Annotated in this window: 23 protein-coding genes and 1 riboswitch; of the genes, 17 read left to right on the top strand and 6 right to left on the bottom strand. The window is 39.1% G+C overall.

Annotated features, from left to right (window positions below):
• Window positions 1-27: 27 nt before the first annotated feature.
• The gene (gene ccsB / locus V1L66_RS12435) at window positions 28-1,197 is read left to right on the top strand and encodes a c-type cytochrome biogenesis protein CcsB (protein WP_333006291.1); all 1,170 of its coding nucleotides are present in this window, start codon (window positions 28-30) and stop codon (window positions 1,195-1,197) included.
• A 266-nt stretch (window positions 1,198-1,463) separates the two neighbouring features.
• Here ccsB and V1L66_RS12430 read toward each other — a convergent pair whose 3' ends face one another.
• Both V1L66_RS12430 and V1L66_RS12425 read right to left on the bottom strand, forming a co-directional pair.
• The gene (locus tag V1L66_RS12430) at window positions 1,464-2,654 is read right to left on the bottom strand and encodes an amidohydrolase (RefSeq protein WP_258859002.1); all 1,191 of its coding nucleotides are present in this window, start codon (window positions 2,652-2,654) and stop codon (window positions 1,464-1,466) included.
• Between the two features lie 13 nt (window positions 2,655-2,667).
• Entirely contained in the window at window positions 2,668-4,197 is a 1,530-nt protein-coding gene (locus V1L66_RS12425; protein WP_016993914.1) for an AbgT family transporter, read from the bottom strand.
• A gap of 150 nt (window positions 4,198-4,347) precedes the next feature.
• Here V1L66_RS12425 and V1L66_RS12420 point away from each other — a divergent pair, with 150 nt between their 5' ends.
• Window positions 4,348-5,646 (top strand): hypothetical protein, encoded by a 1,299-nt coding sequence (locus tag V1L66_RS12420; protein ID WP_333006292.1) that lies wholly within the window; start codon window positions 4,348-4,350, stop codon window positions 5,644-5,646.
• A gap of 103 nt (window positions 5,647-5,749) precedes the next feature.
• Here the strand turns inward: V1L66_RS12420 and V1L66_RS12415 are convergent, their stop codons facing one another.
• From V1L66_RS12415 to V1L66_RS12405, 3 genes are all read right to left on the bottom strand, one after another.
• A complete protein-coding gene (locus V1L66_RS12415) occupies window positions 5,750-5,950 on the bottom strand; it encodes a cold-shock protein (protein ID WP_004230248.1) in 201 nt (66 codons plus the stop codon).
• 228 nt (window positions 5,951-6,178) lie between these two features.
• Window positions 6,179-6,805 (bottom strand): response regulator transcription factor, encoded by a 627-nt coding sequence (locus tag V1L66_RS12410; protein ID WP_036080687.1) that lies wholly within the window; start codon window positions 6,803-6,805, stop codon window positions 6,179-6,181.
• Window positions 6,780-8,972 carry an ATP-binding protein gene (locus tag V1L66_RS12405; RefSeq protein ID WP_333006293.1) on the bottom strand — a complete coding sequence of 731 codons (2,193 nt, stop codon included), beginning with the start codon at window positions 8,970-8,972 and terminating at the stop codon, window positions 6,780-6,782. Before V1L66_RS12405 ends, V1L66_RS12410 begins: the two co-directional genes overlap by 26 nt.
• A 190-nt stretch (window positions 8,973-9,162) precedes the next feature.
• Between V1L66_RS12405 and V1L66_RS12400 the strand changes: the two genes are divergently transcribed.
• The 15 genes from V1L66_RS12400 (at window position 9,163) to V1L66_RS12330 (ending at window position 24,774) form a co-directional block, all read left to right on the top strand.
• On the top strand, window positions 9,163-10,071 hold the full coding sequence (locus V1L66_RS12400) for a hypothetical protein (RefSeq protein WP_333006294.1): 909 nt from the start codon (window positions 9,163-9,165) through the stop codon (window positions 10,069-10,071).
• Window positions 10,072-10,118: 47 nt separating this feature from the next.
• On the top strand, window positions 10,119-11,096 hold the full coding sequence (locus tag V1L66_RS12395; RefSeq protein WP_016992594.1) for a thymidylate synthase: 978 nt from the start codon (window positions 10,119-10,121) through the stop codon (window positions 11,094-11,096).
• A 183-nt stretch (window positions 11,097-11,279) separates the two neighbouring features.
• On the top strand, window positions 11,280-11,465 hold the full coding sequence (locus V1L66_RS12390) for a hypothetical protein (RefSeq protein ID WP_016992593.1): 186 nt from the start codon (window positions 11,280-11,282) through the stop codon (window positions 11,463-11,465).
• 46 nt (window positions 11,466-11,511) lie between these two features.
• Window positions 11,512-11,718: a hypothetical protein gene (locus tag V1L66_RS12385; RefSeq protein WP_036080672.1), complete on the top strand. Its 207-nt coding sequence runs from the start codon at window positions 11,512-11,514 to the stop codon at window positions 11,716-11,718.
• A gap of 105 nt (window positions 11,719-11,823) precedes the next feature.
• The gene (locus V1L66_RS12380; RefSeq protein WP_016992591.1) at window positions 11,824-12,237 is read left to right on the top strand and encodes an Rrf2 family transcriptional regulator; all 414 of its coding nucleotides are present in this window, start codon (window positions 11,824-11,826) and stop codon (window positions 12,235-12,237) included.
• A gap of 70 nt (window positions 12,238-12,307) precedes the next feature.
• Entirely contained in the window at window positions 12,308-12,937 is a 630-nt protein-coding gene (locus V1L66_RS12375; RefSeq protein WP_036080669.1) for an NAD(P)-dependent oxidoreductase, read from the top strand.
• A 155-nt stretch (window positions 12,938-13,092) separates the two neighbouring features.
• Window positions 13,093-14,511, top strand: a complete 1,419-nt coding sequence (gene aspA / locus V1L66_RS12370) for an aspartate ammonia-lyase (protein WP_016992590.1) — start codon at window positions 13,093-13,095, stop codon at window positions 14,509-14,511.
• A 160-nt stretch (window positions 14,512-14,671) separates the two neighbouring features.
• Window positions 14,672-15,916 carry a methyl-accepting chemotaxis protein gene (locus tag V1L66_RS12365; RefSeq protein WP_258859005.1) on the top strand — a complete coding sequence of 415 codons (1,245 nt, stop codon included), beginning with the start codon at window positions 14,672-14,674 and terminating at the stop codon, window positions 15,914-15,916.
• A gap of 307 nt (window positions 15,917-16,223) precedes the next feature.
• Entirely contained in the window at window positions 16,224-16,352 is a 129-nt protein-coding gene (locus V1L66_RS12360) for a hypothetical protein (RefSeq protein WP_333006295.1), read from the top strand.
• A gap of 191 nt (window positions 16,353-16,543) precedes the next feature.
• Window positions 16,544-16,924, top strand: coding sequence for a PH domain-containing protein (locus tag V1L66_RS12355; protein WP_333006296.1), 381 nt, complete (start codon window positions 16,544-16,546; stop codon window positions 16,922-16,924).
• Between the two features lie 153 nt (window positions 16,925-17,077).
• Window positions 17,078-18,283: a DUF2399 domain-containing protein gene (locus tag V1L66_RS12350; RefSeq protein ID WP_333006297.1), complete on the top strand. Its 1,206-nt coding sequence runs from the start codon at window positions 17,078-17,080 to the stop codon at window positions 18,281-18,283.
• Window positions 18,265-19,674 carry a hypothetical protein gene (locus tag V1L66_RS12345; RefSeq protein WP_333006298.1) on the top strand — a complete coding sequence of 470 codons (1,410 nt, stop codon included), beginning with the start codon at window positions 18,265-18,267 and terminating at the stop codon, window positions 19,672-19,674. The genes V1L66_RS12350 and V1L66_RS12345 overlap by 19 nt, the downstream gene beginning before the upstream one ends.
• Entirely contained in the window at window positions 19,628-20,296 is a 669-nt protein-coding gene (locus tag V1L66_RS12340; RefSeq protein WP_205447477.1) for a hypothetical protein, read from the top strand. Before V1L66_RS12345 ends, V1L66_RS12340 begins: the two co-directional genes overlap by 47 nt.
• Window positions 20,293-23,487 carry a hypothetical protein gene (locus tag V1L66_RS12335; RefSeq protein WP_333006299.1) on the top strand — a complete coding sequence of 1,065 codons (3,195 nt, stop codon included), beginning with the start codon at window positions 20,293-20,295 and terminating at the stop codon, window positions 23,485-23,487. Before V1L66_RS12340 ends, V1L66_RS12335 begins: the two co-directional genes overlap by 4 nt.
• A 121-nt stretch (window positions 23,488-23,608) precedes the next feature.
• Window positions 23,609-23,793, top strand: a riboswitch (cobalamin riboswitch).
• A 225-nt stretch (window positions 23,794-24,018) separates the two neighbouring features.
• Window positions 24,019-24,774 (top strand): hypothetical protein, encoded by a 756-nt coding sequence (locus V1L66_RS12330; RefSeq protein ID WP_333006300.1) that lies wholly within the window; start codon window positions 24,019-24,021, stop codon window positions 24,772-24,774.
• Window positions 24,775-25,005: 231 nt separating this feature from the next.
• Here V1L66_RS12330 and V1L66_RS12325 read toward each other — a convergent pair whose 3' ends face one another.
• Window positions 25,006-26,943 carry a translation factor GTPase family protein gene (locus tag V1L66_RS12325; RefSeq protein ID WP_258859968.1) on the bottom strand — a complete coding sequence of 646 codons (1,938 nt, stop codon included), beginning with the start codon at window positions 26,941-26,943 and terminating at the stop codon, window positions 25,006-25,008.
• Window positions 26,944-26,993: the final 50 nt, after the last annotated feature.

Genomic DNA, 26,993 nt, shown 5'->3' with positions numbered 1-26,993 from the left:
CGAAAAAGAGACGTTGGAGGGATTCTATTGAATCAAGAAAGTTTATTATCCATTAGTAGCAATGCCTTATTTATTGCCTTTATTCTACTACTCATTGCGATTGTGCCATTAGGGCTAGCAGTCAAATCGAAGAGGAAAATATTCGGTAAGCTAGGATTACTCTTCACTTATATAGCCTTTGCTTTACAGCTCGTGTACTTTGTTGTCAGATGGGTGGCGGTTGACCATGCACCTGTCAGTAATATGTATGAGTTTATGACGTTCTTTGGCATCATGCTTACAGGAAGTTACTTAATTATTCATTTCTTATATAAGCAAATCGTGGTTGGCTTATTTACTATTCCTGTGTCCCTAATTATCCTTGGTTATGGAAGCGTTTTCGCAAAGGAAGTATCGCCGCTTGTTCCATCACTGCAAAGTCACTGGTTAACGATTCATGTCATGACAGTGGCCTTTTCTAGTGCCATTTTATCCGTGTCCTTTGCCACAGGCTTAATATATTTATTAAGAACGCTGGATGTTTCAAAAAAATCTATCAGTACATACGGGCTTGAGTTTGTGTTGTATTGTTTGGTGGTTGTCATTGGCTTTATTGGCGTATCGACTTTTTTCAGCCTTGCCACAGAAGAGGTGCAGGTACAATTCGATAATGCACAGGGACAGCAAGAAAAAGCCACTTACGTCATGAAGCCCCTGATTGTAAGTAAAGGAGCCGTCACCGAGAAGGGTGACGCAATCGGTGTAGTCGAAATCACAAATAAAATAGATGCCAAGAAATTAAATTCGATTGTCTGGGCATTTATCGTAGGTACTATTTTATATGGTGTCATTCGATTCATTACAAGAAAATCAATCAGTGCCTTGTTAAAGCCATGGACAAGCCGTGTACAGCCACAATTAATGGATGAAATATCCTATCGTGCTGTTGTTATTGGATTTCCATTATTTGCATTAGGTGGCCTACTATTCGCCATGATTTGGGCGCAAATTGCCTGGAGTCGCTATTGGGGCTGGGACCCGAAAGAGGTGTGGGCATTAATTACCTTTTTATTCTACGCAGCCTTCCTCCATTTCCGACTATCCAAAGGCTGGGAAGGAGAAAAAACAGCCTGGTTGGCCATTATCGGCTTCGGCATTATTGTGTTCAACCAAGTATTTGTCAATCTAGTTATTGCGGGCTTACATTCCTATGCCTAGCTAAAGGTGGGGGATTCGTGACTCCAAAGTGATCCTGAGTGAGGGACCCGCTCTAAAGCGAGGAGAGGGCGCTCAAACTAGTCAGGAACCCGCTCCAAAGTGTGAGGAATGTGCTCAATCCAGCAAGGAAGCCGCTCTAAAATAAGTGAAAAGTGACTGATGAATCGCACCAACGAGTGAGAGAACCTCTTAGCCTTTTCTTCTTATTAACTAATCAACCGAAAAAAGCATTACGAAATGCATTTAGCACTTCGTAATGCTCTTTTTTAATTATTCTTTGCGAAATAGTCTAGCGTTGCTTGGCCTAAAACGTTGGCTGCGATTCGTAATGAGCGCTCGTCGATGTCGAATTTCGGATGATGGTGTGGATAGACTTCCTCCCATTGGGGATTTTTTGCCCCTGTGAAGAAAAACGCACCGGGGATTTCCTCTAAGAAATAGGCAAAGTCCTCGCCGCCCATATTCGGATCAACTATTTCAACAGTCTCAACATCTGCAATTTTTTCTGCGGACGCCATTATATGCTCGGTCTCTGCTTCATGGTTCACAACAGGTGGATAGCCTCGCACATACTCATATTCATAGTCTGCTTTTGTCAAATAACAAGTTGCCTTTAAGAGCTCTTCGATTTCATGCTCTAGCAAACTACGCTCCTCCTCGTGAAAAGTGCGCACCGTACCCTTCATGTACACTTGATCAGCAATGACGTTGAATGGATTTAATGCCTCAATATGCCCAATTGATACTACTGCTGGACGTAATGGGTTGATGCGACGTGCGACGAGCTGCTGTAAGTTCGTAATAAATTGTGCTGCAAGGACAATGGAATCCTTGGTGTCACTTGGGTTTGAACCGTGACCACCTTTACCTTTGATTGTAATATAGATACCATCTGCTGCAGCCATTAAGGGTCCTTTAGCTGTTTGCACTTTGCCAAGATCAGTTGGTGCCCATAAATGTGTACCGAAAATCACATCTACACCTTCTAAGCAACCATCCCTAATCATCGAAATAGCTCCACCTGGGGCAAGCTCCTCAGCATGTTGATGGATAAAGACAATTGTTCCTTCTAGGTCATCCTTCATTTGGTTGAATGCCTTCGCTAAGATTAAGAGGGAAGCTGTGTGTCCATCATGGCCGCAAGCATGCATACGCCCTTTAATTTTCGACTGGAAAGGTAAGCCGGTTTCTTCTGTAATGGCTAAAGCGTCAAAATCTGCACGTAACGCTACTGTTTTACCTGGTTTCCCACCAACGAGCTTTGCCACAACTCCATTGCCACCTACACCTTCACGAACCTCATGACCTAATGCGCGATGAAAGGCAGCAATTGTTTTCGGCGTTTCTACTTCTTCAAAGGAAAGCTCAGGATTTTCATGGAAATGACGACGAAGCTGTATCGTCTCTTCTTCATAGTGCTTTAATAAATCTGCTAACTGTTGTTGTAATGTTGTCATTCACTAACACTCCTTATTTTAAGTAAATATAATCTCCAGGACCAAGTGGTAAACCTAGAAGGAACCAAATGGCGAAGAGGATAATCCAACCGATTGCGAAAAACACCGAGAACGGTAATAAAGAAGAGATAAGCGTCCCAATGCCGATATTTTTATCATAGCGCTTTGCAAAAGATAGTAAAATCGCGAAATACGGTAACATAGGGGTAATTGGATTTGTAATCGAATCCCCTACACGATAGGCCATTTGTGTAACCGCTGGGGAATAGCCTAAATATAAGAACATTGGTACGAAAATTGGTGCAAGTAAAGCCCATTTTGCAGAAGCACTGGCGATTAATAGGTTGACAAAGGCACAAATTAAAACAAATCCTATCATCATTGGTAAACCTGTAAAATTCAATGCTTGTAAAAGCTCCGCACCTTTAATGGCTAAAATAGAACCAATATTGCTCCAGTTGAAAAAGGCAATCATTTGTGAAGCGGCAAACGCTAATACAATAAATGGTGCCATATCTGCAATGGATTTAAAAATTTTCTCTGCAACTTCCTTATCGTTTTTAACTTCCTTGGCTGCAATACCATAGGCAAGACCAGGTAAGAGGAAGAAGAATAGCATGATGGGTACAATGCCTGCCATGAAAGGTGAGTTTAAAAAGCCACCTGTTGCAGGATCACGTAAAAGACCGTTCGACGGTATGACTGTAAAAGCAATGACAAGAATATAAACAAGCGTTACGATTCCAGCCCACTTTAAACCTCTCTTCTCTAAAGCTGTCAATGGCTCTAGCTTTTCAATTTCACCATGAAACGAACCAAAGCGAGGCTCTGTAAACTTCTTTGCAACCCATGTACCTATAATGACTAATAAAAACGTCGAAGCAATTAAGAAATAGTAGTTCATCGTTGCACGACCAGTGTACGCGGGGTCTGCTATTTGTGCTGCTGATTCTGTAATCCCTAATAATAATACATCTAGAGAGCTAATTAATATGTTCGCACTGAAGCCCCCAGCTACAGCTGCATATGTAATAATTAAGCCTGCTAATGGATTTCGACCAATACTCATAAAAATCATGGCTGCAATTGGTGGTAAAATGATAAATGCCGCATCAGCAGCTAAGTTACCAACTAAACCTGTAAAAATGATAAAAGGTACAATTAATTTTGTAGGAGCTGACATCACAATTTTCTTCATGACAGCTGAAATTAAACCTGTTTGCTCAGCTAAACCAATACCAATCATTGTCACGATTACTAGCCCTAATGGAGCGAAGCCTGTAAATGTTGAAACCATCTGCGTTAAAATTAAGATAAGCCCTTCTTGACTTAGCAGATTTTTTACCTGAATGACATCTTCTGTCCCAGGTTGAACTGCTGAAATACCGAGCATGGATAAAACCCATGATAAAACTAGTACTACACCTGCTAGAATAATAAATAACGTGATAGGGTCTGGTAGCTTATTACCTGCACGCTCGATTTTATCTAACATGTTGTCAATCCAAGATTTTTTCTTAATTGTTTGTGAATTCCCTTGCATAAATTTCATCTCCTTTTATACTTTATTAGACTTAACCTTTAAAAATCCAATGTCTCTATTTTAAGACATCGAAAATCTATGTCCTTTATACAAAGAAACCATATTTTCTGACTATTTTCAATATTTATTTTTTATTAAGGAGCTATATGTATGTATAAAATTAATGTTTTTACCGCAAAACGCTCACTTTCATGGGTTCAACAGCTTGAAAAAATTAAACCCTCTTTTTGTGAATTTCATTACTATGCTTATACTGATTTTGAACATTTAAATGAGCTTTTGGAAAAGTATCTGGAAGGGGGAGATGGGGCGCTTTTTAGCGGTCAAATTCCCTATTTCTATGCGCAAAAGCATTTTCAAGAAGCAACGGTACCCATGCATTATTTTGATATTTCAGAGCGGGATTTTTACCGTACCGTTACAGAGCTTTTTTATGAGAAAAAGATTGCTATGAATCGCATTGCCATCGACTTTTGTTATGAAGAAAACGGCTATTTGGGTATTCATGAATGGTCGATTGGAAAAAAACCTTATCTTTTTAGCCAAACGATGAGCGAGTATGCAAGTAGTGATATTATCGACAAAGCTGCTGAATGGCACATACAATTGCATAACGAAAACAAGGTTGATTTGAGCTTTACCCGCATTGCAGAAATACGTGAGCGCTTAGCTGATCAAAATATACCGTTTATCGCTTTTTACCCGTCTCAATATGCCATGCAATTAACATTAGATCATTTTCTCAATCAACTGCAAATTCAACAGCTTAACCAAAATAAAGTAGTGGTAGTGCATATTTTAATTCCGATAGATAAATCGAATATAGAAGACCTAGAATATCGGCAAATTGCCTTATATAAAACTATATTAGACTTCAAACAACTGTATGCTAGCTCATTTATTGTCCATCGTGAGGCATCCTTTATTGCAATTATCACGACCTATAAGCAATTTTTAAGTACAACGAATCGTTATTCACATTGTCACCTAGTTGATTTTTTAAATGAGAAGCTATCGTTTCCTGTCAGAATAGGCTGGGGAATAGGTGACTCTCTAATTGAAAGTCAGGAGTTTGCGAAAAAAGCCGCAACCCTCTGCTCTTCAAAGGAAACACAGGGATACATTATTGAAAATACACGAGAAATCGGGCCTTTATTATATGGAACGATGCTACAGTTTGACGATGAAAAACAACAGCACTTAAAAAATTTAAGTACGACATATGATATTCCCTTATTACAATTACAAAAAATTGAAGCGATGCTGGAAAAACTAACGACAACCATCGTCAGTGGGGAACTGCTCAGCACACATCTCGGCATTACTGTACGCTCTGCAAATCGCATTTTAAAGCAGCTCCATGAAAAAAACTTAGCACACGAATTACCAAGCAACACGTCTACCACGCGTGGACGCCCTAAAAAGTATTATCAAATTCATTTATATTAGTTAAAATGTGATGGATAATACGGGGGACTACCTACGCAACAGGAAAAAGAGACATCCGTAAATGGATGTCTCTTTTTCTATGCACGTCTATGTTAAGTGAAGATTATAGTTTCACTACATTCGTTGCTTGAGGTCCGCGGCTGCCTTCTTCTACGCCGAATTCAACTTTTTGGCCCTCTTCTAAAGTTTTGAAGCCATCAGATTGGATAGCTGAGAAATGTACGAATACATCATTGCCACCTTCAACTGCGATGAAGCCAAAACCTTTTTCTGCGTTAAACCATTTTACTGTACCTTGTGTCATGTAAACACCCTCCCAAAAAAATTCAACAATCAATTGCTTCTATCACATATAAAAAACGTATTCAAAAGCTCGTATTACTTTTGAATACGCGTTTTAATCATAGCAATGAAGTAATGTAATTATTACCCTTATTATAGTACAGAATTGTTTGTATATCCAGTAAATTCCGTTTTTAGTAAGGAAAAATTTACATTTGTAATCTAATAGTAAAGAAACGCTATTTCCTTATTAATTAATCCATGCTTTTTCCTTAGCAACGATGACAGCCTCTGCCCGCGATTCTACATTCAGCTTGACGAATAGCTTGGATAAATAGTTCTCCACCGTACGCTGGGTGACACCTATTGCAGAGGCGATGGCTTTATTTGTACAGCCTTGGGCAACGAGCTGTAGAATTTCCTGTTCCTTGTCGCTCAGAAGAACCTCCTGTTGCACATTCGGCAGATTAGTGCGTTGCTGAACAAAGTCTAAGAAATCGGCTGCAAGTAAAATCTCACCTCTTATGGCTGCTTGAATGGTTTGGATCACTTGCTCCTTTGTCGCTAGCTTCGATAATAGGCCGTCAATTTTTTTCTCAATCAATAGCTCATAATAATCGGAAAGTTCGTAGCCTGTATAAAGAATGATCAGTGCATCTGGTTGTTTTTTCTTAATCATCTCTGATAGTTGAATGCCGTTGATTGGCTTCATATTGATATCAATGAGAAATAACTGAAAGGTATCTGTATCCATTCTTGATAAAACGGCCGCGCTATCCTGCTCTGTTTCGATGTGAACATTGGCTAAATCCTGCAACAATGTTTTCGTACCATCTAAAACGACAGGATGGTCATCTATAATAAGTATGTTCATCATATGAATCCCCGTCCTCTTGTATTTGTATATAAATATGCATGCCCTCGTTAAGGCTCGATTGAATGGTAATGTCACCATTAAAAGCACGGACACGTTCACGAATGCCATTAACGCCCATTGATGCAGAGGACTGTATTAAATCGTCAATATCGCAGCCTATGCCGTTATCATCGTATCGAAGGATAAAGCCTTGAGGGATTGCTTGTAATTGAAGCGAAACCTCTGTTGCTTCGGCATGCTTGATTGCATTATTTAACAGCTCCTGAACGAGACGATAGACAACGAGATGCAGGGTGACATCCTGAAATTCTACACGATCAATTTGTGCGCTTAATAAAAAATCAGCCCTTATTTTTACCTTTTGAATGAGTTTTTTTAATGCCATTTGTAAACCAAAGGTATCCAATAGTGGGGGACTTAAGTTCTCACAATATTCTCGTAAGTCCTTCGTTGCATTTAATAGCTGCTCGCGTATAGCTAGCACGGTTTCCTTTTGAATAGTAGGAGAGCCTGCAAGAACATCAAGCTCTCTGGCTAAATGAAGCTGCTCCTGCAAAATGGTATCATGTAATTCCTGTGCTAAAATGCTCTTTTCTTTCTCAATAATGTTCCATAGCAATTTATCGAGCCAAGGAAGCGGTGTATCACTGGTATTTTTTATATGCTGAATTTCACGTACTAAATCCTCAATTTGCCGTAAGTTATTGATAAACATCGACACATACAGAGCAAGCAATTCTAACCAAAGTAGTTCTTCCTTTTGCAGCGCATGGCGTATTTCTAACATGATCTTTTCCTCACCAGCATCATGTAGCAATAATTGGGGATAGTGGCTTACATGCTGTGGAGAATCGTCTGTTATTGTACGGATATGAAACGCAGTTGTTCCAAGCTTCTCGGTGATTTCATATTTAAAACGATCCAATAATTCTTGTTGGTTTTTTGCTTTGCCCATGCGCTGAACGGCTGCATATAAATTATGTACATAATTTCCAGTAGAGGAGAAGATAATTTTCCGATACTTAAAATCAATGCGTTCTTTTATATAGAAGCTCGCAATGATCACCATAAAGACAAGTAAAAAAATACTTGTGACATGGACGATGGATAGCTGCCCCATAAATAACAGGGCAATTCCTGCTGTTAATAGAAGCGCACTAAAAAAGGCTAATGTTGAATAATAGCGTAATCGTGATAATTGATATTCAATATCGAATAATCGTTCGTTCACCTGAATGAACAGAAAAGAGAACGGAATAAATAATAAAAACAATGCGGCGATTTCAGCGTGTAATATCGGCTTATGTCCTAATATTTCAGGTGTAACGAAGAATAATAAAAAGGGTAAAAACGGCACGATAAAGGCAAGCGCAATTAAACGAATTTTCGCCAATTTTGTGCGTAAATAACTCGTTAATAAAATATAAATTGCATAGACTACCAGGACAGCAAATAAACTTAGGTTCAATATAGGTGTGAACTCACGTAATGATGGCTCAACTTCCTCCATTAGATAACAGCCAGGGATGAACAGTATTAATAAGTACAGCCATTTGCTGTGAGGGTAGGTCCACTTAATTTGTAGGTACTTGAAAAAGTGTTGTAAAAAGTGAATAAAGAGAACCAGACATAAAATAATACAAATGCCAATGACAAACATTCCGATCATATTTCCTCTTGCTGATGCGCCAGTACTGATATAGGCCATCGAGCAGGTTAATAAAAATAGGATCAATAAAAACGTTGAAAGATTATTTTGATTGCGTCGACACACATAAAGTGCGACACCAAAAGCTAGGAGAAAATAAAAGATTGGGAACAAAATTTGCAAATATAATTCTTCTGGCATATCTCGATGCTTGACAGCAATGCTATGGATGCTTTTATCGGCCTTTTGAATCGTTAATGAATTAGCACTTCTAACGACCATTTGTAGCTGAACGTAGCGATTCTCCATGGCTGGCTGCCCATCGATAGCCACAATCACATCTCCTTTTTCAATATTTTTTTGCTCTGCCCATTGCGGGTAATAGCTGTCCATAATAACAGGCTGACCGTTTGTCGTATCAAGAGTGAGACTAATAAAGGGTGTTTTGATGGTAATACCTAATACATAAATTCCAAGTATTAAATAAGTAAGAAAAATACAATATGTCCATTTTTTCATTGTGAAACCTCGAATTTGCTTATGATCTTAATCTCCTATATATTATCGCTAATAATTGATAAATTTGGAATACCGAAATAACGGGTTTCGGAAAACCACTATTGTTTTTTCGGAATAACGAAATAGTGTTTTCGGACATGGCTATGATAGGGTAAATTTAATCATTAGTGACGAATAGGGGGACTTTTGCGTGAAAAAAGGCATTTTAACACTTATTCTTTTTTTTCTCATCGCTATGATCACCATTCCATTGACCACGAAGGCCAAAACGGTGAATCACGATAAAGTTGAGGTAGAAATCGGTCTCATTGGGAGCGATCATCATTTTGTTTATAAGATTCCGAAGCATTTACATAAGGATATGCCCTATACAGAAATGAAAAATGGCATTCAAGCCTCCTTAGCTAATTATTGGAAAATTGGAGAGACCCGTTACGAGGCCAATAAATCCGATGTTGCCTATACCTTCTATATTCAGGATTTATTTCAAGAAAAGCAGGATGGTCAGCTAAAAGTAGCCATTCCCTATCGTCATCTAGTAGGGATGTTTGGCGAGCAAGATCCTATTCAATTGCGTATTTTAGCAAGTAAATTGTCCAAGTGGACTGTTAATACAAAGGATTGGACAGCGCTTGGCTTTATGGAGCCATTTACTTTTTTAAGTGAACGTGAATATGTCTATGAGGGAGCAGTCCAAGAGTTATTAAACCAAAGAGTGGGTCATTTTGATGGCACCATTCAAAAAAGTCAGCTGCTTGTATACAGTGTTATCTATTTTAGCTTTATGGCTATTCAACTGCTTGCTTGTCTTATTTTATCCAGACGGTTAAAAAGGAAAGTCATTAAAAACCCAGACAATCTGCATCAGTTCCGTAAACTCAATTACCTGTATCAATTGGTGCCAATTTTAATCATTGTCGCACAAATCGTGTTCCTTGTATTATCGGGTCTAATTACAGCATTTGGATTATATTTTAGTCCTGGTATTGATTTATTAGTGATCGTTGGACCTGTTTTATTAAATATCATCTTGCTGCCCACTTTTTTCGTCACAACGGAGAGTGAAATTTCAAGGGAGCTCAACAATAATTCGTTGTGAAATGGTATAATGGTCAACAGCAAACTTGAAGGAGCTGTTGAAGAAAAATGACGCATCCAGAATTCGCGTACTTAAATTTACTACAACATATATTAGAAAATGGCACAAAGAAAGAGGATCGAACAGGGACAGGTACATACAGTGTCTTTGGGTATCAAATGCGTTTTGATTTAAGCAAAGGTTTCCCTCTTCTAACGACAAAGCGTGTGCCCTTTAAGCTTGTAGCAAGTGAATTACTATGGTTCATTAAAGGGGATACCAATATCCGTTACCTATTGCAGCATAATAACCACATCTGGGATGAATGGGCATTTAAAAAATGGGTAGAATCTGATGAGTATACTGGCCCTGATATGACAGATTTTGGTCGACGCTGTTTAGTTGACGAGTCATTTAATGCATTGTATCAAAAAGAGCTTGCTTCATTTTGTGAACGTGTCTTAACAGATGATGACTTTGCACAGCAATATGGAGATCTCGGAAATGTCTATGGCAAACAATGGCGCCATTGGACAACCTCTGATGGCGAAAGCCTTGATCAGCTACAGGATGTCATTCATCAGATTAAGCATCAGCCTGATTCACGCCGTATCATTGTCAATGCATGGAATCCTGAGGATGTTATTAATGCGGGCGCAAAGGGCAGTAAGGCTGCATTACCACCGTGCCATGTGATGTTCCAATTTTATGTAGCAAATGGTCAATTAAGCTGCCAGTTAATGCAACGTAGCCTTGATACATTATTAGGCTGTCCATTCAATATTGCATCTTACGCCTTATTAACACATTTGATCGCACATGAGTGTGGCCTAGAAGTTGGCGAATTTATTCATAGCATTGGGGATGCCCATATTTATGCAAACCATGTGGAGCAAGTAAAAGAACAGCTATCACGTGAGCCAAGAAACCTACCAACATTGCACATTAATCCAAATAAAGCATCCATCTTTGATATAGAGCTTGAGGATTTAACGATTGAAGGATATGATCCACATCCGGCGATTAAAGCACCGATTGCCGTATAATGCTAACAGCAGCCATTTTGGTTGCTGTTTTTTTAAACGAATAGCTAGGTCTACCTATTTATTTTGCTAAATAGGTAAGTAGATGGATGACTGGATGAAAAGAAATTGATTATAGTTATTATGGTATAATTAGCATTATTTGGTATAATAGGAATAGTCCATTATATTGTAGGGGTGATAGTTGTGAAAAATACAATGGTACTTCTAGTAGAAGAATATGATCGACAGCAAAGTGAGCCAGAACAAAGCATGGGTTCTGAGCAACATGCATATTCTTGTAACAAGATCGAATTGTCGCAGCAGCAAATTCAAGAAATGATGCAAATCATCGAAAAGATTCGTTTGAAAGGTTATAAAGATACACTATAAATGTAAGCGCCTTCTAAGCTATAATGGCTGTGGAGGTGTTTTTTTTATGAATGTTATTTTTATCGATTCTTATTCTGGGGAAGAGCTGCTACATATGGTGTCACAAGATGTAGCAGGCATTTTGGCAGCAGCACAAGGAGAAAGTGTGACATTTCCGGTAGGTCACTTTAAATATGAATTTCATAATTTAGATTTTTATGAGGACAACGGTCAAATACGTCAGGAATTAGTCATTTACGTAAAAAAAATATAAGTGATACATTAGCAACAGCATAACGGGGAACAATACATACAGGTGACAGTGCTTGACTTTTTTCTGCACCTGTAACTATAATAGTTACAACAGGTGGTGATACATATGGTGAACAGTCGATTTTCGGTGGCGATCCATATTCTTTCGCTCATTGCTACAACATCTGATAAAAGTCTCCTTACGTCCGATTTTATAGCTGGAAGTGTGAATACCAATCCAGTAGTCGTAAGAAGAATGATTGGTGTGCTAAAAAAAGCAGGGTTACTTTCTTCTCATACTGGCATGGCGGGCTATGAGCTATTAGTAGAGCCAAAGGATTTAACACTGTTAGCTATTTATCAGGCAATTGATGGGCCAGAGCAGCTATTTGCCATTCATGATGAGCCAAATCCAGCGTGTGCAGTAGGTCAAAAAATCCAGCATACATTGGAGGGAGTCTATACATCTGTTTGGCTGGCAATGGAAGAGCAATTACAGGCACAGACGCTACAGGATGTGCTAGATCAGCTTCGTGCTTAGACGGAGATGGTCTTCTTGTATCTAACCTGTAACTAAAATGGTTACAACTAAACCTTAGGAGGAATAAATCATGAAAATTGCCGTAATTGGTGCAACAGGAAAAGCTGGACAAAAAATAGTAGAGGAAGCGGTACAACGTGGTCATGAGGTCACAGCCATCGTTCGTTCAGCAGCAAAAGTGACAGCAGCTATTCCAGTAATTGAAAAAGATGTGTTTGATGTGACGCAAGAGGATGTAAAAGGCTTCGATGTCGTTGTCAATGCATTCGGTGCTCCAGCTGGACAAGAAGATTTACACGTCAAAGCTGGTCGTCATTTGATCTCGATTTTCCAAGGTATTTCCACAAAATTAGTGGTTGTAGGGGGAGCGGGCAGTCTATTTGTGGACCCAGAGAAAAAAGTACGTGTGATGGATACACCAGATTTCCCAGCCATGTATTTAGCAACAGCGCAAAATCAAGGACAAAACCTACAGGATTTACAACAATCATCCATTACTTGGACATTTATTAGTCCATCTGCATTTTTCGATCCAGAAGGTCCACGTACAGGTCACTATACAGCAGGAGTCGACCACTTATTAGTAAATGATGCGGGGGAAAGCTATGTCAGCTATGCCGATTACGCAGTGGCTGTCGTCGATGAATTAGAAAACCCACAGCACGTTAATAGCCGTTTCACAGTAACGTCGAATAAATAATAAAATGCAACCGAGCGTAGGAAATGCGCTCGGTTTTTTGTGATTTTTTTGCTTTTTTGAAGGATTTTTTTCGTTTACAGAAAAATGACTGTTTACAATACGACTTTTATTAGCTACTATCAAGTGTGAGTATTACATAAAAGGAGACGACAATAATGTCAACACAACGAATAGAAAAAGATTTTTTAGGTGAGCGCGTATTACCAGCAGAGGCGTATTACGGAATTCAAACACTACGTGCTACGGAAAACTTCCCAATTACAGGCTACACAATTCACTCTTCCCTTATTAAAGCAATGGGGATTGTGAAGAAGGCAGCTGCATTAAGTAATATGGAAGTACACCTATTATCAAAAGAAATTGGTGAGGCAATTGTCGAAGCAGCACAAGAAGTGATTGATGGCAAATGGGATGCTGAATTTATCGTAGACCCAATTCAAGGTGGAGCAGGTACATCCATCAATATGAATGCCAATGAAGTCATCGCTAACCGTGCCCTAGAAATTTTAGGGAAAGAAAAAGGTGACTATCACACAGTAAGCCCAAACAGTCATGTCAATATGTCACAATCAACAAATGATGCTTTCCCAACAGCTATTCATATCGCTGTGTTAAATTTAATAGATGAATTATTAATTACGATGGATTATATGCAATCGGTTTTCCATCAAAAAGCAGAGCAATTTGCTCATGTCATTAAAATGGGACGTACGCATTTACAGGATGCCGTGCCAATCCGCTTAGGACAAGAGTTTGAAGCTTATTGCCGCGTGATCAACCGTGATATCGTACGCATTCGTCAAACACGTCCAAATTTATATGATGTGAACATGGGTGCAACGGCTGTCGGAACAGGATTAAATGCCTTCCCAGACTACATTAAATCTGTTGATGAGCATCTTGCTGAAATTTCTGGTTTACCATTAAAAGGGGCAACGCATTTAGTGGATGCTACACAAAATACAGATGCCTACACAGAAGTATCAGGCGCTTTAAAAATCTGTATGATTAATATGTCTAAAATTGCTAATGACTTGCGCTTAATGGCCTCTGGTCCACGCGCAGGCTTAGGAGAAATCCTGTTACCAGCTCGTCAACCAGGTTCTTCAATTATGCCAGGTAAAGTCAACCCAGTAATGCCAGAGGTACTGAACCAAGTAGCCTTCCAAGTAATTGGGAATGACCATACGATTTCTCTAGCATCAGAAGCTGGTCAATTAGAATTAAACGTAATGGAGCCTGTATTAGTGTTTAACCTAATCCAATCCATTAGTATTATGAATAATGTCTTCCGCGCGTTTACAGAAAACTGCTTAAAAGATATTGAAGCAAATGAAGAGCGCATGAAAGAATATGTAGAAAAAAGTGTAGGGGTGCTAACAGCAGTTAACCCTCACATCGGTTATGAAGTAGCTGCTCGTCTAGCACGTGAAGCCATTTTAACAGGTCGTTCTATTCGTGAGCTTTGCCTTGAAGAAGGTGTCCTAACAAAAGAACAACTTGACTTAATTTTAGATCCATATGAAATGACACACCCAGGTATTGCGGGTTCTAGTATTATGAAATTAAAATAAAACGAGCACTAATGGACTGTAGACATGCCCTAGGAGGCTGTCTCCAGTCTTTTTTTGTAGACCTTTCCTCATATAAAAATAGAGCGTATCCTTATGCGTTTTAGGATAATTCAACTATAATAATGGTATAGAAGACATATTTTAGTTGGGGGAATTTGTAATGAGTTTACGAAAAAAGAGTTTACTTGGCTTTTCCGTTTTAAATGTTTTAATGATTATTATTTTATTCATCGATTTAGCCAATGTAACGACATTAGATTGGTTTTCTACCGTGTTAACGATTGTAGGAATTGCTATTACATTATCTTACACAGTGTATATCCACTACAAAGTGATACAGCCTATCAAACAACTAACAGAGGCTGCGCAAGGAATTACGGCAGGCCAATTAGATACAGTTGTCATTGAGGTTCGTGACAATGGTGAAATTTCTCAACTAGCACAATCCTTTTTAGAGATGCAGGAACAATTACGAACAATGACACAAAAAATTGCGCACAGTTCTACGAATTTATCAGCAAGCATAGAGGAACTATCTGCGAGTACGAATGAAATTACGCTTGCTGTGGAAGAAGTAGATCAACAAATGGAGAAGACGTCCGAGGGCTTGAAGCAAGCAGCGCAATCGGCTAATGATAGTGCTAAATCTATGCAAGAAACCGTTGATGGCATTGAGCGAATTACAGTAGCAACACAAGATGTGTTTGTGCATGCGAAAGATGCTAGCGAGATAGCAGGAAATGGTGCAAATATTTTACATGTGGCAAAAGAACAAATGCAATTTATTTCCTCTTCAACAGAAAAAACAAGTGGATTGATGCAGCAATTATCCCTTAAAATGTCAGATATTAAATCAATGACAGATATGATTACAGCTATTACAGATCAAACAAATCTATTAGCATTAAATGCGGCCATAGAAGCAGCTCGCGCTGGAGAGCATGGTAAAGGCTTCGCCGTTGTAGCTGAGGAAGTGCGTCAATTAGCAGAGCAATCAAAGCACTCTGCAACGCAAATTGTGGATTTAGTTGTAGGAATAGAAAGTGATACAAAACAAGTAGCGTCATCAGTAGAAGATGATTTAAAAAATGTTCAACAAGGCGTTTATGTCATTGACGAGGCGACAAAATCCTTTGGCACGATTTCACAGCATGTTAGTCAAATGACGAGTCAGCTTGAGGATATTTCGACGACAGCAGAGCAGCTTTCAAGTAGCGCCAATGAAGTGGCATCCACTGTAACAACCATCGCTGCTGGTATGGACAAGCTATCGAATTATACAGAAGCTGTTTTACATTCAATGGATGAGCAAACAGCCTCAATGCAAGCAGTTAATCATGTCACACAGGATTTAAGTGTCCAAGCGGATAACTTACAAAAGTTAACAAATCAATTTCATGTCTAGGTAAGAAATTGATATTTTCAAGATTTTTTAGCCCTGAAATAACTATCACATATTAATAATTTTACAAGTTTTTTAGTATAATTTTTATCTTCTTTTCACACAATCGAGAAGAGGCTTTTTTACAGACAACCAATTTTCTGTAAAATATGCCTCTTTTTTTATTATTTATTTCATAAACTTGTAAATTAATAGATAAAGAACGATTGCGTCCATATGGCTCGGAATATTGTTGATCATGGTGTTCTCCGTACAGCTTGGCTAGTTTCCTTTATCGGGGATGAATGATGTACGGGGGAATGGAGGGATAGTGGATCGACTATACCAAATGGTTCTTCCTTTAACTGTTCTTGTACTGTCGCATGTAGGGGTATTCGCTCGCTTTTTACAGGATAATGTGAAGGCTGAGAATCATAGCTATTATTTCCAAGTTGCCTGAGCCAACGGTGTGCCAGAGCGTGAAATTCGCAAGATGATATTACGCAATGCCATCATACCCTGACATACAAAAGGTATTCGAGCAAGGTAAAGTAAAAGGGGGTCCTTTAGTCTAAATGAAACCATCATTTTTTGTCGTAGCTCTTGTACGTTTGTCATACATTAAATAAATGGCTGTGAAAGGGGAAGCGCATGGGCTTATTTGATGGATTGATCGGCAATGCAAGTGAGGCGAATTTAGAAAAATTACAGCAAGAAGTAAAGGATTTATTAATTCCAAACGAGACAGTCAAGAATGCCTATAAAATTATTAGAGATACGTTTATTTTTACCAATAAGCGATTGATCCTCATTGATAAGCAAGGAGTGACTGGCAAGAAAACGGAGTATCATTCCATTCCCTATAAAAATATCGTTCATTTTTCAGTAGAGACAGCTGGGACATTTGATTTAGATGCAGAGCTCAAAATATGGGTGTCTGGTAGTCCATTACCGATTCAAAAAAACTTCAATAAGGCGACAAATATTTATAAGGTGCAAAGTGTCTTAGCGCGGTATGTATTGGGGACGTGAGGATTCAATAGGTTATGAAAGCCCGCATTTATGTGTGGCTTTTTTTGTTGTAGAGGACTAGCACTTCGTTAATTCGATTAAGTAATACCCTTTCCAACATAGTATAATAAAGCAATAAATAGTCTCTTGAAGAGATAAAGGGGAATCTATAGTGTGGAATATGAAGAAAAGACCTCAATTGAATTTTTAAACGAAGTTGTTTTGAGGGCAGGTGAAAAAATTGAGAAGGTTGAATACCAAGGGCCTATTCAAACAGTAACGATTGTAAGAAGGTCCGCACGTATTTACAAAAAGGTTGCCCAAATCAAAGTAGCAAAGCAGCCAATTTGGAAGACAACTATTCCACAAGAGCTTGTGAAATATAAATTTTCACCCAAAGTAAATCGCCTATTAAATGAACCATTTGAAACGATTCAGGACTGGCTCCAGGAAGGGTGGATAATACGAGAGATTCGTTATCATGTAGATGGTATAAGTATCAAAGATGATGTCTATCGGATGGGTCCCGTCTATCTGTTTGCTCTTAAATATCGTAAAAGTAAAGAACAACAGCAATATGAGCTTCAACTAGAACAGTTACGAAAGCAAGCGGATGACCTACAAATGTCGCCACTGTTTCTACATGCACTGTCAGCGGAAGCAATGCCTCGTTATTGGAGTCGTGTAAAGCAATTAAAGTTTATGCAGTTTTGTATTGCTATGTACCAGCTTGCTCAGCAAAAAGACTTATTTGATTTTAAAGAAATAGGTGCGACATATGAAGATCGAATTGGTGGTTCGAAAATGTTTGATCAGGAGCGAGAGGAATTTTTAGCCCATCTCGCACAATTAGGCATTGATGCCCCGTCTTATGGCCTTGTAAGCTCAGGGAAGATCGTGCCAATCTATTTTACTGGACATGCACAGTCAGAGCTAGCCTCCTATCATCTTGGTGCAGTTCATGCAACAACAGATAATACAGTGTTACAAACGACATTTACAACTTCCAACACGACACTATGGCTTGTGGAAAATAGGGCTATTTTAACACGTATGGCAACGGAAAGTGAATTTCTACGAGAAAGCCATTCATTTGTGCTTTGTTTGGATGGGCAAATTCGATCCGCTCATAAGCAATTTATCAAACAGTTGCTTAAAAGTTCCATACAACAAGTACTGATTTGGACGGATTATGATGAGGCAGGACTAACGATTGCTAAAAAAGCTATTCAGCTTCTTCCTTGTCCCTTTAAAATTATTGGACGAGATTCGCAAATTTTTACGGATATTGAAACTTACGAGCAGTGGCTTCAGCATGAAAATCGTCATGAGCAAGAGCAACAATTGGGAGGAGTGAACGAATGGAAAATGTGGATGTAAATGCACCCATTTCGATTTTTCACAGTGATTATTTTTCAGCTGAATTTATGAAATCAATGCGAGATTTAGCTTCTCTGTCAGCTGTCTTAAAAGACTTAAGCACGGAAAAAATGTATGATTCACCAATGGAAATTATCCGCTTTTTAAATATTATTCAATTATTAAATACGGCATCTTTAGGTATTGGAGATCCGATTGATCATGAAGATACGCTTTATTATCGCTACCGCCATACATATGAGAATGACTCTGAGCCACCGACGCTTCAGTACATTCAACGTGTGCTCCATATTTTAGAACGCAATAATTGGGTTGTAAAGCAGACGCGGCAAATTAAATTAATGGACAGAGGCAAGCGTATGATGGATGGCTTAATTCGTATGGGAAATGATGCACTTGCTTATTATTTACAAGATGATATTGGCCGTTCACTATTTCAGGCAAGACGTGATGCAGAAATTAGTGCAGCCTATGATGATAAAGGCATTTCAGGTGGAAATAAAATTGCGTCGATGATTTATAATGTAGAGCAAGCCGTTGAGCAATTAGAAAATAGACAGCTTGAATTTTTGGCTGATCGCAATGCCTTGCCACAACTAGAAAAAATCAATCAGTTAATGTTGGGGCTAGAGGAAAAAATGACGGAGCGTTTAGCACAATTCCAAACGATAGAGGAAAGTCTTGTAATGAGTGACTTGATGCACCGTGGAACGGCAGCCATTACAAAGGGCACAACATTAAGTTTAAGCGTATTAACTAAATATGTGCGTTTCGTTACGATGCAATTAACACCGATGGAAGAGGCTATTTCCCCTGAAAAAATACGAAATTTCATCTTGGCGATGTATAACCCACCCTTGCATAGTAATATCCCGACAGCACATGATATCTTTAGCTTTATGGAACAAAATCAATATGAAGAAGAAACATTTGATGGCATGTGGATGCCGGTAAAGTTTGCTGCACCTATAGGACATCAAGATATTAATGATGCTATCCATTATTTAGCCACCTATGAGCCAAAACGTGAGGGCGATATCATTGACCGGGAGGAGCCAGAATACAGAGAAGTAGAAATGGTGGGAGATTCCATTGAAGAAATGTTTGATCAAGCTGCTTGGCAAATGACAAAGGCCCAAATCGATACAACGAAAATAGAAAGTTACTTAGATGACCATGGAGAGAGTGAAATAGAGGAATTAATCGTGCAAGCTAGCTCGAACAAATGGCATGATGCCGTTTTATCAATGCTCGCTGTTTCTGCTTTAACGAGCAGTAAAAAAATAGACAGGTCACCTAAAGCGGAGACGGCAAACTTTGAAAAAGAATGGGAGTGGATTAATGATGACGACAAACGATATACCATATATAAGCTCTTTAGCGATGATTGATCATCTAAAAGGCTATTTAACGACAGAGGAAGAATTGGCTTTTATGCAATTACTGTTTTCATCATCTGCCTCTATTAAGGGAGCGAATTATGGTTTGCGTCGGAAGGAGTTAGAAAAATTATTAGGTATAAAAAATGACGACAATGCTTTGCAATCCTTTATAGACCGTGTAAATGGAGCTTTAAATCGCTATTTCAAAATTATTTATGATGAGAGGCGAGATCGTGTTGTTGTCATGATGCGAATCACAGCGAAAAATGCAAAATCTACATTGAGTAGTGAAGCATTGGCGATTTTACTCTATATGTTTTACCAGCAAGAAGTATTAGGCCATGAATTTACATTAGTACATCAAATTTTAGTTGATTTTGGCCATGAGTCTTTAAATGCTAATAGAAGAATGAAAAGTAATATCGACCAATTAAAAAAGGTGGGAGCTGTTGAAGATTATGAAGCATCTTCAGAAGAGGCATATCAATTAACAACAATAGGTGTTCATTTATTCTCCGAATCTTTTTTACGTCGTACAGTTGAATTTGCACAAGAAACAAAGTTGAATAAAGAAGAAGTGATGAAATTTTTTAACCGTTATAACTTACATGTGGAGGAGGACAAAGAATGATTCCTTACGTGTTGAAAATACAGGGTGTACGTGACTATCCACCAACAAGGGTGATACTAGGTGAAGCCGATGAACATGTATTAATAACAGGTCCAAATGGTGTCGGAAAGTCAACATTAACGTTTTGCATAGGGGCTATATTATATTCTGCAAAAGTAGATATTGAAGGGCTACGCTCGAGTAATTTACAAGCAAATGAAGCATGGTATGCGAAATTATCGTTAGTGTTTAAAAATGAAGGCATGACCCGCATTGATGCGCCGCCATTTATTGCATTTGAATTAATTGTACAACAAGCTGTGAAAAATGGTGCCTTGCAAAAAGAGTATCGTATAACAACAGGAGATTCAGAAGATACGTTAACGAACATAACATCTTATACTTCTGGCAATATAGCAGGACGGAATTTCGGAGCTTACAAAGAAGATTTACAAATTAAATATAAAATTGATCCAGATTTGTATCATTTAATTTGGTATCAGCAAGAGGTGAACCAATTTGCCGCCATGAACCCTGAGGAAAGATTTCGTCAATTTAGTAATATGTTTCATATTGCTGATATGCAAAAAGAATGGGAAGCGGCATTAGAAGGAATTAGAGAAGCTAAACAAGAAATCATCCATTTATCGTCCATTGTAAAAACAGCTGAACATAATCTAACCATTGCAGAAAATGATCTCAACGCCTTTTTAAATAATAAAAAACGTATTCTGGAAAACGGTCGTCTGTATTATACATATACAAATGTTCTACTGCAAAAATATTCAAATGAATGCTCTGATACACAAGCTATTCTTCAGCAATTGCAGGAAGAAGAAGCACAAATAGGGACAAAGCAAAAATTACTGTTGCACGAAAAGGAGCGTACAGGTCAACATTTAATTCAAGTAGTGAATGAGTGCGAACAGGTTGAAGCACAAATTATTGAGACAAAGACCTTATTAAATGAGGAAGTACAGCAGGAAAAAACACTACTAGGGCGATATAGTGAGCTTTCTGCACAGCTAGAATCAATTTCCGATAAAGCAAAGCGACTACGTTTCGATGAACAAACAACCTGGGAAAAACAAAAAGCAACAGCGATTCTACTAAAACAAGTTGAAGAGCAAGATAAGCAACTAAAAACAAAAGAACAACAATTAAGAGATAACGAACGACTTTTGAATAGTGAAAGCGCACGAGTGACGATACATTTCGAAAACCTGAAAAAGGATCTAGTGGAAGCACGTAAGATCGTCCATTTATATCAAAGTAGCCGTTTTATTTTAAGTCAACTAGATGCTGCAAATCTCCAGCAACATCAATTTTTAAAGGAAAAACAGTTATTATCTTCCGCCATCCAAGAGAAGCAGAAAATCATCCAGCAGCTACAACAAAATAAAGTAAGATCTGCTCGTCAACAACAAGGACTAGAAGACTTGCATAGACAAGGTATAGAGGCATATACATTACGTGATTTAATTTCGTTGACACCAAGTGCGCCTTTAAAGTTAGAGTCAAGTATTGAAGCGATTAAATACGCTATTTTTTATAATGCGGTGAGCTATAAGCCACTGAATGATTTGTATTATGTTTCATTAAAGCAGCTTATACCGAATCGTATGATTGACAATATCCCTCATTTAGGATTACAAATGCGTAGCGGACTATCTGAGCAACTACAAAACTATGCCAATAAAGCATTGTGGTGGATCGAGCAATTTTTCACTTCGACGCCTCGAATTGAGGCAGGTACGCTTATAGATGAACGTGGTGCTAGAGGCGCACAGGAACAACTGCAATTTATTCTAAGTGATGCAGCTATTCAACAAACCTTACAAGACCAGGCGAGTAACTTAAACAACCTGCAAGAGCGTCAAGTACAGTTAAATGCTCAGTATGATCATAATATCAAGCAAATTAACCAATTGCATGGAGACTTGCGAAAAATTCAACAGGCTGAAAGTACGCTATTGAAGGAAAGCGAACTGCATGCCTATGAAAGTCAACTGAAAGCTTTAACAGAGCAATTGTTAGCAATTTATGATGAGCAAGTGGAAATGGAAGCACAGCGGGAAACAGTTAGAAAACATCAGGCAGCACATTTTCAAGAGCTGCAATTGCTAGAGAAGGAATGCCGCATTTATGAGGAGCTAGGGGCAGTGGCAGAGCAACAAGTCCAGTTACAGCAAATGGAACAAACATTAAAAGAATTACGCAAAACCATTAATGATTCCAAAAGAGAGCATCAGCAATGGACAGAGCAATTGGAGGAGCTGTCCAATGATAAACGTCAACTAAAATTACTAATACAAAATCATGAATCAGAGCTTGAATTAATAAATAGTAATCTAACAAACTGTCGGCTACGTACAGCGAGAGCGCAAGAAAAAATCGAACAATTAGAGGCTAGCCAAGCAAGTCTAGTAATAAAACTACAGGAATTAGAGCATATTTTACCTGTCGAAGCATGTGTTGTTGATGAATCCATCTCCATTAAATGGTCTGAGGCAAGGTTAATTCATGGTAATGCAGAAAAAGCTGCAGCATTCGAAGCGGCACGCCTAGAAAAGGTCAATATTCATGCTGAAGTAAATTTTGAAAAAATGAAAGAAGATTTTGAGCGTAAAAATGCAGAATTAGCAAGTGCTGAAATACTTCTTGAGCAAAATGCGGGTTTTGCAGCAGATTTAGAAGATAAACTAGAAACGACCATTAATATGTATTTAACAAAGATTAATATGTTGTTCCAAAAGTATATGGATATTTTTCATTTTGAGGGACATATCGAAAAAGAAAGAATAGAAGAGAAGGCAGGGCGCATTAAATACTTGCTTTATGTGAAAGCTCGTAAAATCGGTCATCAGGGTACTATGGAGGATGTTAGCTTAAAAGCACGAAATGGCAAAGTAGGTAAAGGTGTCTCAGGAGGGGAGGAATCGTTAAGCTCGCTCCTCTTTGCCTTAGCTTTATTGCAAAACCTCTCGATTGCCCCAAGCTATATCGTACTTGATGAATTTGATAGCGCACTAGATGATGAACGCAAGGACAAAGTATTTCATTTATATGCAAAAGAGTTAAATCGAAAGTTAATTATTTTATCTCCAAAAGCTCATGATAAAACCTATTACGACCATTTTTCCAAGGTATTTATCATTGAACATAATTCATCTATTCCACAAAGTAGGATTGTTGGTTTCCAAAAGGTGTAGGACCATTTCGATGAATGAAATAGTGTTTAAACGAGCAAGAATTGACTTCTAAATGGCACTCCTTTACAATTAATTTAATACTTTAATAGGAATACGAGGTACTCTCGTTTCCTTACCAACTGAATAGCGTGTAGTAATAGGTGTAAATTGCGTGCAATTTGCTTAAAAGGGAAGTCGGTGCGAATCCGACACTGTCCCGCAACTGTAAATGTGAGCGACTTTTCAGTATCCACTGTCAAATGATGGGAAGGAGAAAAGAAGCAATGACCATGAGTCAGGATACCTGCCTGTTACGAGTACACACCATAAACCTACGAGGAATAGGAGGTGGCATGTTGACAAAACAGAATGCTCTGTTCGTCACAGTACGTCAAACGCCCATAGTAAATGAAAGGGTTCACAATCGAACTCGTTCACACATACTTAGGGTTTGTTTGGCATTGTGTGATGAAAGAAGATAAAATGAAGGATTTCCTCAAAAGTAGGGAGTCCTTTTTGTTTTGAAAATATGTACGCAAAGGGGATGCACGTATGACAAATATTCATGGAACGACAACGTTGGAAACGCCTTATGAAGATCTGAACATTTGTAAGCAACCACGCACAGAAGTTGCCAAGAAAGCAAAAACAAGAATGGTGGTCGAATCGCTAATCGATCAATTATTAGCAACGAAGCTGATACGCAACGATCGCTTCTTTGAGCAAATCTTATATAATAAAGAAATTATTTGGATACAAAATGGGGATGTGGACGGTCATCTTTTAGCGAAAGCAGCCATAGCAGATGAACTCAAAACAAAGACGAATAGTTTTATGATGTACATGCCGACCAATCCGATTGTCTATGAGGTCAACGGAGAAGCGTATCACTTAATTACGCGCATTGATTCTACACGCGCAAAGCCCAACCTCGACCGTCTATCATTGGAGCCAAAGCCTGTTTTAAGTGCCGCTCGTGTCAATGACTTATTATGCTCGATTGTCATGCGCTTTTACGAAACATATTTATATGATTTAGCATCTCATCATGACAAACTCATTGCATTTGTGCAGCAGGAATATGCCCAATTTATTGAAGCGGTGCAAGCGTTAAATGATTATCATTTCAACTGGCATCCACGTGGCAACGGTCACGAGCTTTTACTGCAATTAATTGACCATCTCCAACTATTAAAAAGTCGACCAGGAAAGGTACTGATTGATTTTACGAACAAGCATGACTACGTGGTAGTGGAACCCGCTTATTTGATGGACAAACCAACAAAGAAAGCTGTCGGTGCACTATAAAAAACAAGCCCTCCATTTTTGGAGGGCTTGTAATCATTTTATTGCAGGGTAGAGATATATTTACGCCCAACCAAGAAATACCCGCGCTAGAGCGATGAATACCCGCGGAAGCAAGTGAAATACCCGCGCTAGAGCGACTAATACTCGCGGAAGCAAGTGAAATACCCGCGCTCGAGCGATGAATACCCGCGAAAGCAAGCAAAGCCTTCACGCGAACCAAATCACCCCATTTTACAGGCAGTGCATGGCTGCCTGTGCTTCTTGCCACGGAACCGTATATCCTTTGCCCTTTGCACAAAAGATACTGGAGGAACTATACTCAGGGTCGGCATTTTTATCATAGCCAATCTGTGCAATCACCTCCTCTGTATTATGGCACACATCATAGCCATCAAATTGGAGTGTGAGTGCACCCTTCCCATTTGTATAGGCGGCAAAGGTTGCACTGTAGCTCATTAAAGTGGCAACAGGCGCACGACCTGTTAGGATAACATCCGTTTCAGATAAAATCGGGTCATCGAATGTGCCTGCTGCTTGCTGAATATCAGTCATCATACGGCCGATATAGTCGTTTGAAGCCTTCATTTTAAAGCGATAATAGGGTTCTAGTAGTACATTTTGTGCCTGCTCCAGCCCCTGGCGCAGAGCACGGAAACTGGCTTCACGGAAATCTCCCCCTGATGTATGCTCGTTGTGCCCGCGACCTGTTAGAAGTGTAAAATGAATATCTGTTACAGGGAAGCCTGTCAGTAGCCCATGATGGTCACGCTCAAACAGGTGCTTTTCAACAAGGCGCTGATTGCCTATGGATAAATGATCGGCATGACAGGCATTGCTGAAGGTATTACCTGTTCCACGTGGATTTGGCTCCATTAATAAATGAACTTCTGCATAATGCTTGAGGGGCTCGAAATGACCATAGCCCGTTACGGTTGTCGCAATGGTTTCCATATATAAAATTTGCGGCTCACCAAAGGAGACAGCTATTGAAAAACGCGTCATTAATACCTCTGTCAGGACCTCCAATTGAATGGCACCCATAATATGCACATGGATTTCCTGAAATTTTTCCTGCCAGACCACACGCAAGGACGGTTCTTCTGCTTCGAGTAAACGGAAAATCTGTAGCACTTCCTTGATATGTTGATCACCCTCATATTGAACCTTTGCCTGTAAGGTTGGGACAAGCTCATAGGGCTGTGATAGCATCGTTGTACCGATTCGATCCCCAATGTTTGCCTGGCTCAGTCCTTTGACAGCGAAAATTTCTCCTGCCTCTACCTGTTGAACGGTCTCAAAGCGACTGCCGTTATAAAGGCGAATTTCGGTCACTTTTTCTGTTACTTCGTCAAATGAAAATTCATCTCGTACATGCAACGAGCCCTTGGTTGCCTTCATAAAGGTTAAACGCTGGTGCCCATCATGACGAATCTTAAAAACCTCGCCCTCAAACGGGGCATCCTTGTCAAAATGGGAAGCCGTTAACAGCGGGAGCTGGTCAAGAAATTCCTGAATGCCCTCATCCTTTAAGGCCGAGCCAGCAAAGCAAGGGAAGGCACCTTCATTTTTAATCATTTCCTTTAATTGAGCAAGACACTGTTCATGCTCCAATGACTCATTTAGAAAGGCATCAAGCAATTTTTCATCGCGCTCCGCCAGCCATTCCATAATATTATTTGATACATAGTCTGCTCGCAGTGGCTCATCGATGAACAATACATGCTGAGAGCAATCTTTGCGAAGCTGTCTGATGACAGCCTCCATATTGGCACCCTCACGATCCATTTTATTGATAAAGAAGAAGGTAGGGACATGGTATTGACGTAAAAGTTGCCACACTGTTTCTGTATGGCCTTGTATCCCTTCGACAGCGCTAATGATAATAATGGCATAATCCATCACACGAATAGCACGCTCCATCTCAGGGGAGAAATCGACATGCCCTGGCGTATCAATCAATGTGTATGTATCATCGCCAATATTCATGCGCCCTTGCTCGGCAAATATCGTAATGCCTCGTCTGCGCTCTAGCTCATGATGATCAAGAAAGGTATCCTGATGATCAACACGCCCCCGTGCTTGAATACTATTTGTATGAAAAAGTACTTGCTCAGAGAAGGTCGTTTTTCCTGCATCCACGTGCGCAAGTACACCGATTGTTTTGTACATAGGAAATCCTCGTTTCTATAGATTGCTATCTTTTTATTGTAACAGAATAC

This window comes from Lysinibacillus sp. IITD104, assembly GCF_036698265.2.
GTDB classification, from domain to species: domain Bacteria; phylum Bacillota; class Bacilli; order Bacillales_A; family Planococcaceae; genus Lysinibacillus; species Lysinibacillus boronitolerans.
The sequence above is the reverse complement of the archived record's forward strand: the minus strand, read 5'-3'. Positions and strand labels throughout refer to the sequence as shown.

Excerpts from the sequence above, each read along its gene's own strand:
- V1L66_RS12430 (WP_258859002.1), bottom strand. The coding sequence starts at position 2,654 with ATGACAACATTACAACAACAGTTAGCAGATTTATTAAAGCACTATGAA.
- V1L66_RS12425 (WP_016993914.1), bottom strand. The coding sequence starts at position 4,197 with ATGCAAGGGAATTCACAAACAATTAAGAAAAAATCTTGGATTGACAAC.
- V1L66_RS12420 (WP_333006292.1), top strand. The coding sequence starts at position 4,348 with ATGTATAAAATTAATGTTTTTACCGCAAAACGCTCACTTTCATGGGTT.
- V1L66_RS12415 (WP_004230248.1), bottom strand. The coding sequence starts at position 5,950 with ATGACACAAGGTACAGTAAAATGGTTTAACGCAGAAAAAGGTTTTGGC.
- V1L66_RS12410 (WP_036080687.1), bottom strand. The coding sequence starts at position 6,805 with ATGATGAACATACTTATTATAGATGACCATCCTGTCGTTTTAGATGGT.
- V1L66_RS12405 (WP_333006293.1), bottom strand. The coding sequence starts at position 8,972 with ATGAAAAAATGGACATATTGTATTTTTCTTACTTATTTAATACTTGGA.
- V1L66_RS12395 (WP_016992594.1), top strand. The coding sequence starts at position 10,119 with ATGACGCATCCAGAATTCGCGTACTTAAATTTACTACAACATATATTA.
- V1L66_RS12385 (WP_036080672.1), top strand. The coding sequence starts at position 11,512 with ATGAATGTTATTTTTATCGATTCTTATTCTGGGGAAGAGCTGCTACAT.
- V1L66_RS12380 (WP_016992591.1), top strand. The coding sequence starts at position 11,824 with ATGGTGAACAGTCGATTTTCGGTGGCGATCCATATTCTTTCGCTCATT.
- V1L66_RS12375 (WP_036080669.1), top strand. The coding sequence starts at position 12,308 with ATGAAAATTGCCGTAATTGGTGCAACAGGAAAAGCTGGACAAAAAATA.
- aspA (WP_016992590.1), top strand. The coding sequence starts at position 13,093 with ATGTCAACACAACGAATAGAAAAAGATTTTTTAGGTGAGCGCGTATTA.
- V1L66_RS12365 (WP_258859005.1), top strand. The coding sequence starts at position 14,672 with ATGAGTTTACGAAAAAAGAGTTTACTTGGCTTTTCCGTTTTAAATGTT.
- V1L66_RS12355 (WP_333006296.1), top strand. The coding sequence starts at position 16,544 with ATGGGCTTATTTGATGGATTGATCGGCAATGCAAGTGAGGCGAATTTA.
- V1L66_RS12345 (WP_333006298.1), top strand. The coding sequence starts at position 18,265 with ATGGAAAATGTGGATGTAAATGCACCCATTTCGATTTTTCACAGTGAT.
- V1L66_RS12340 (WP_205447477.1), top strand. The coding sequence starts at position 19,628 with ATGACGACAAACGATATACCATATATAAGCTCTTTAGCGATGATTGAT.
- V1L66_RS12335 (WP_333006299.1), top strand. The coding sequence starts at position 20,293 with ATGATTCCTTACGTGTTGAAAATACAGGGTGTACGTGACTATCCACCA.
- V1L66_RS12330 (WP_333006300.1), top strand. The coding sequence starts at position 24,019 with ATGACAAATATTCATGGAACGACAACGTTGGAAACGCCTTATGAAGAT.
- V1L66_RS12325 (WP_258859968.1), bottom strand. The coding sequence starts at position 26,943 with ATGTACAAAACAATCGGTGTACTTGCGCACGTGGATGCAGGAAAAACG.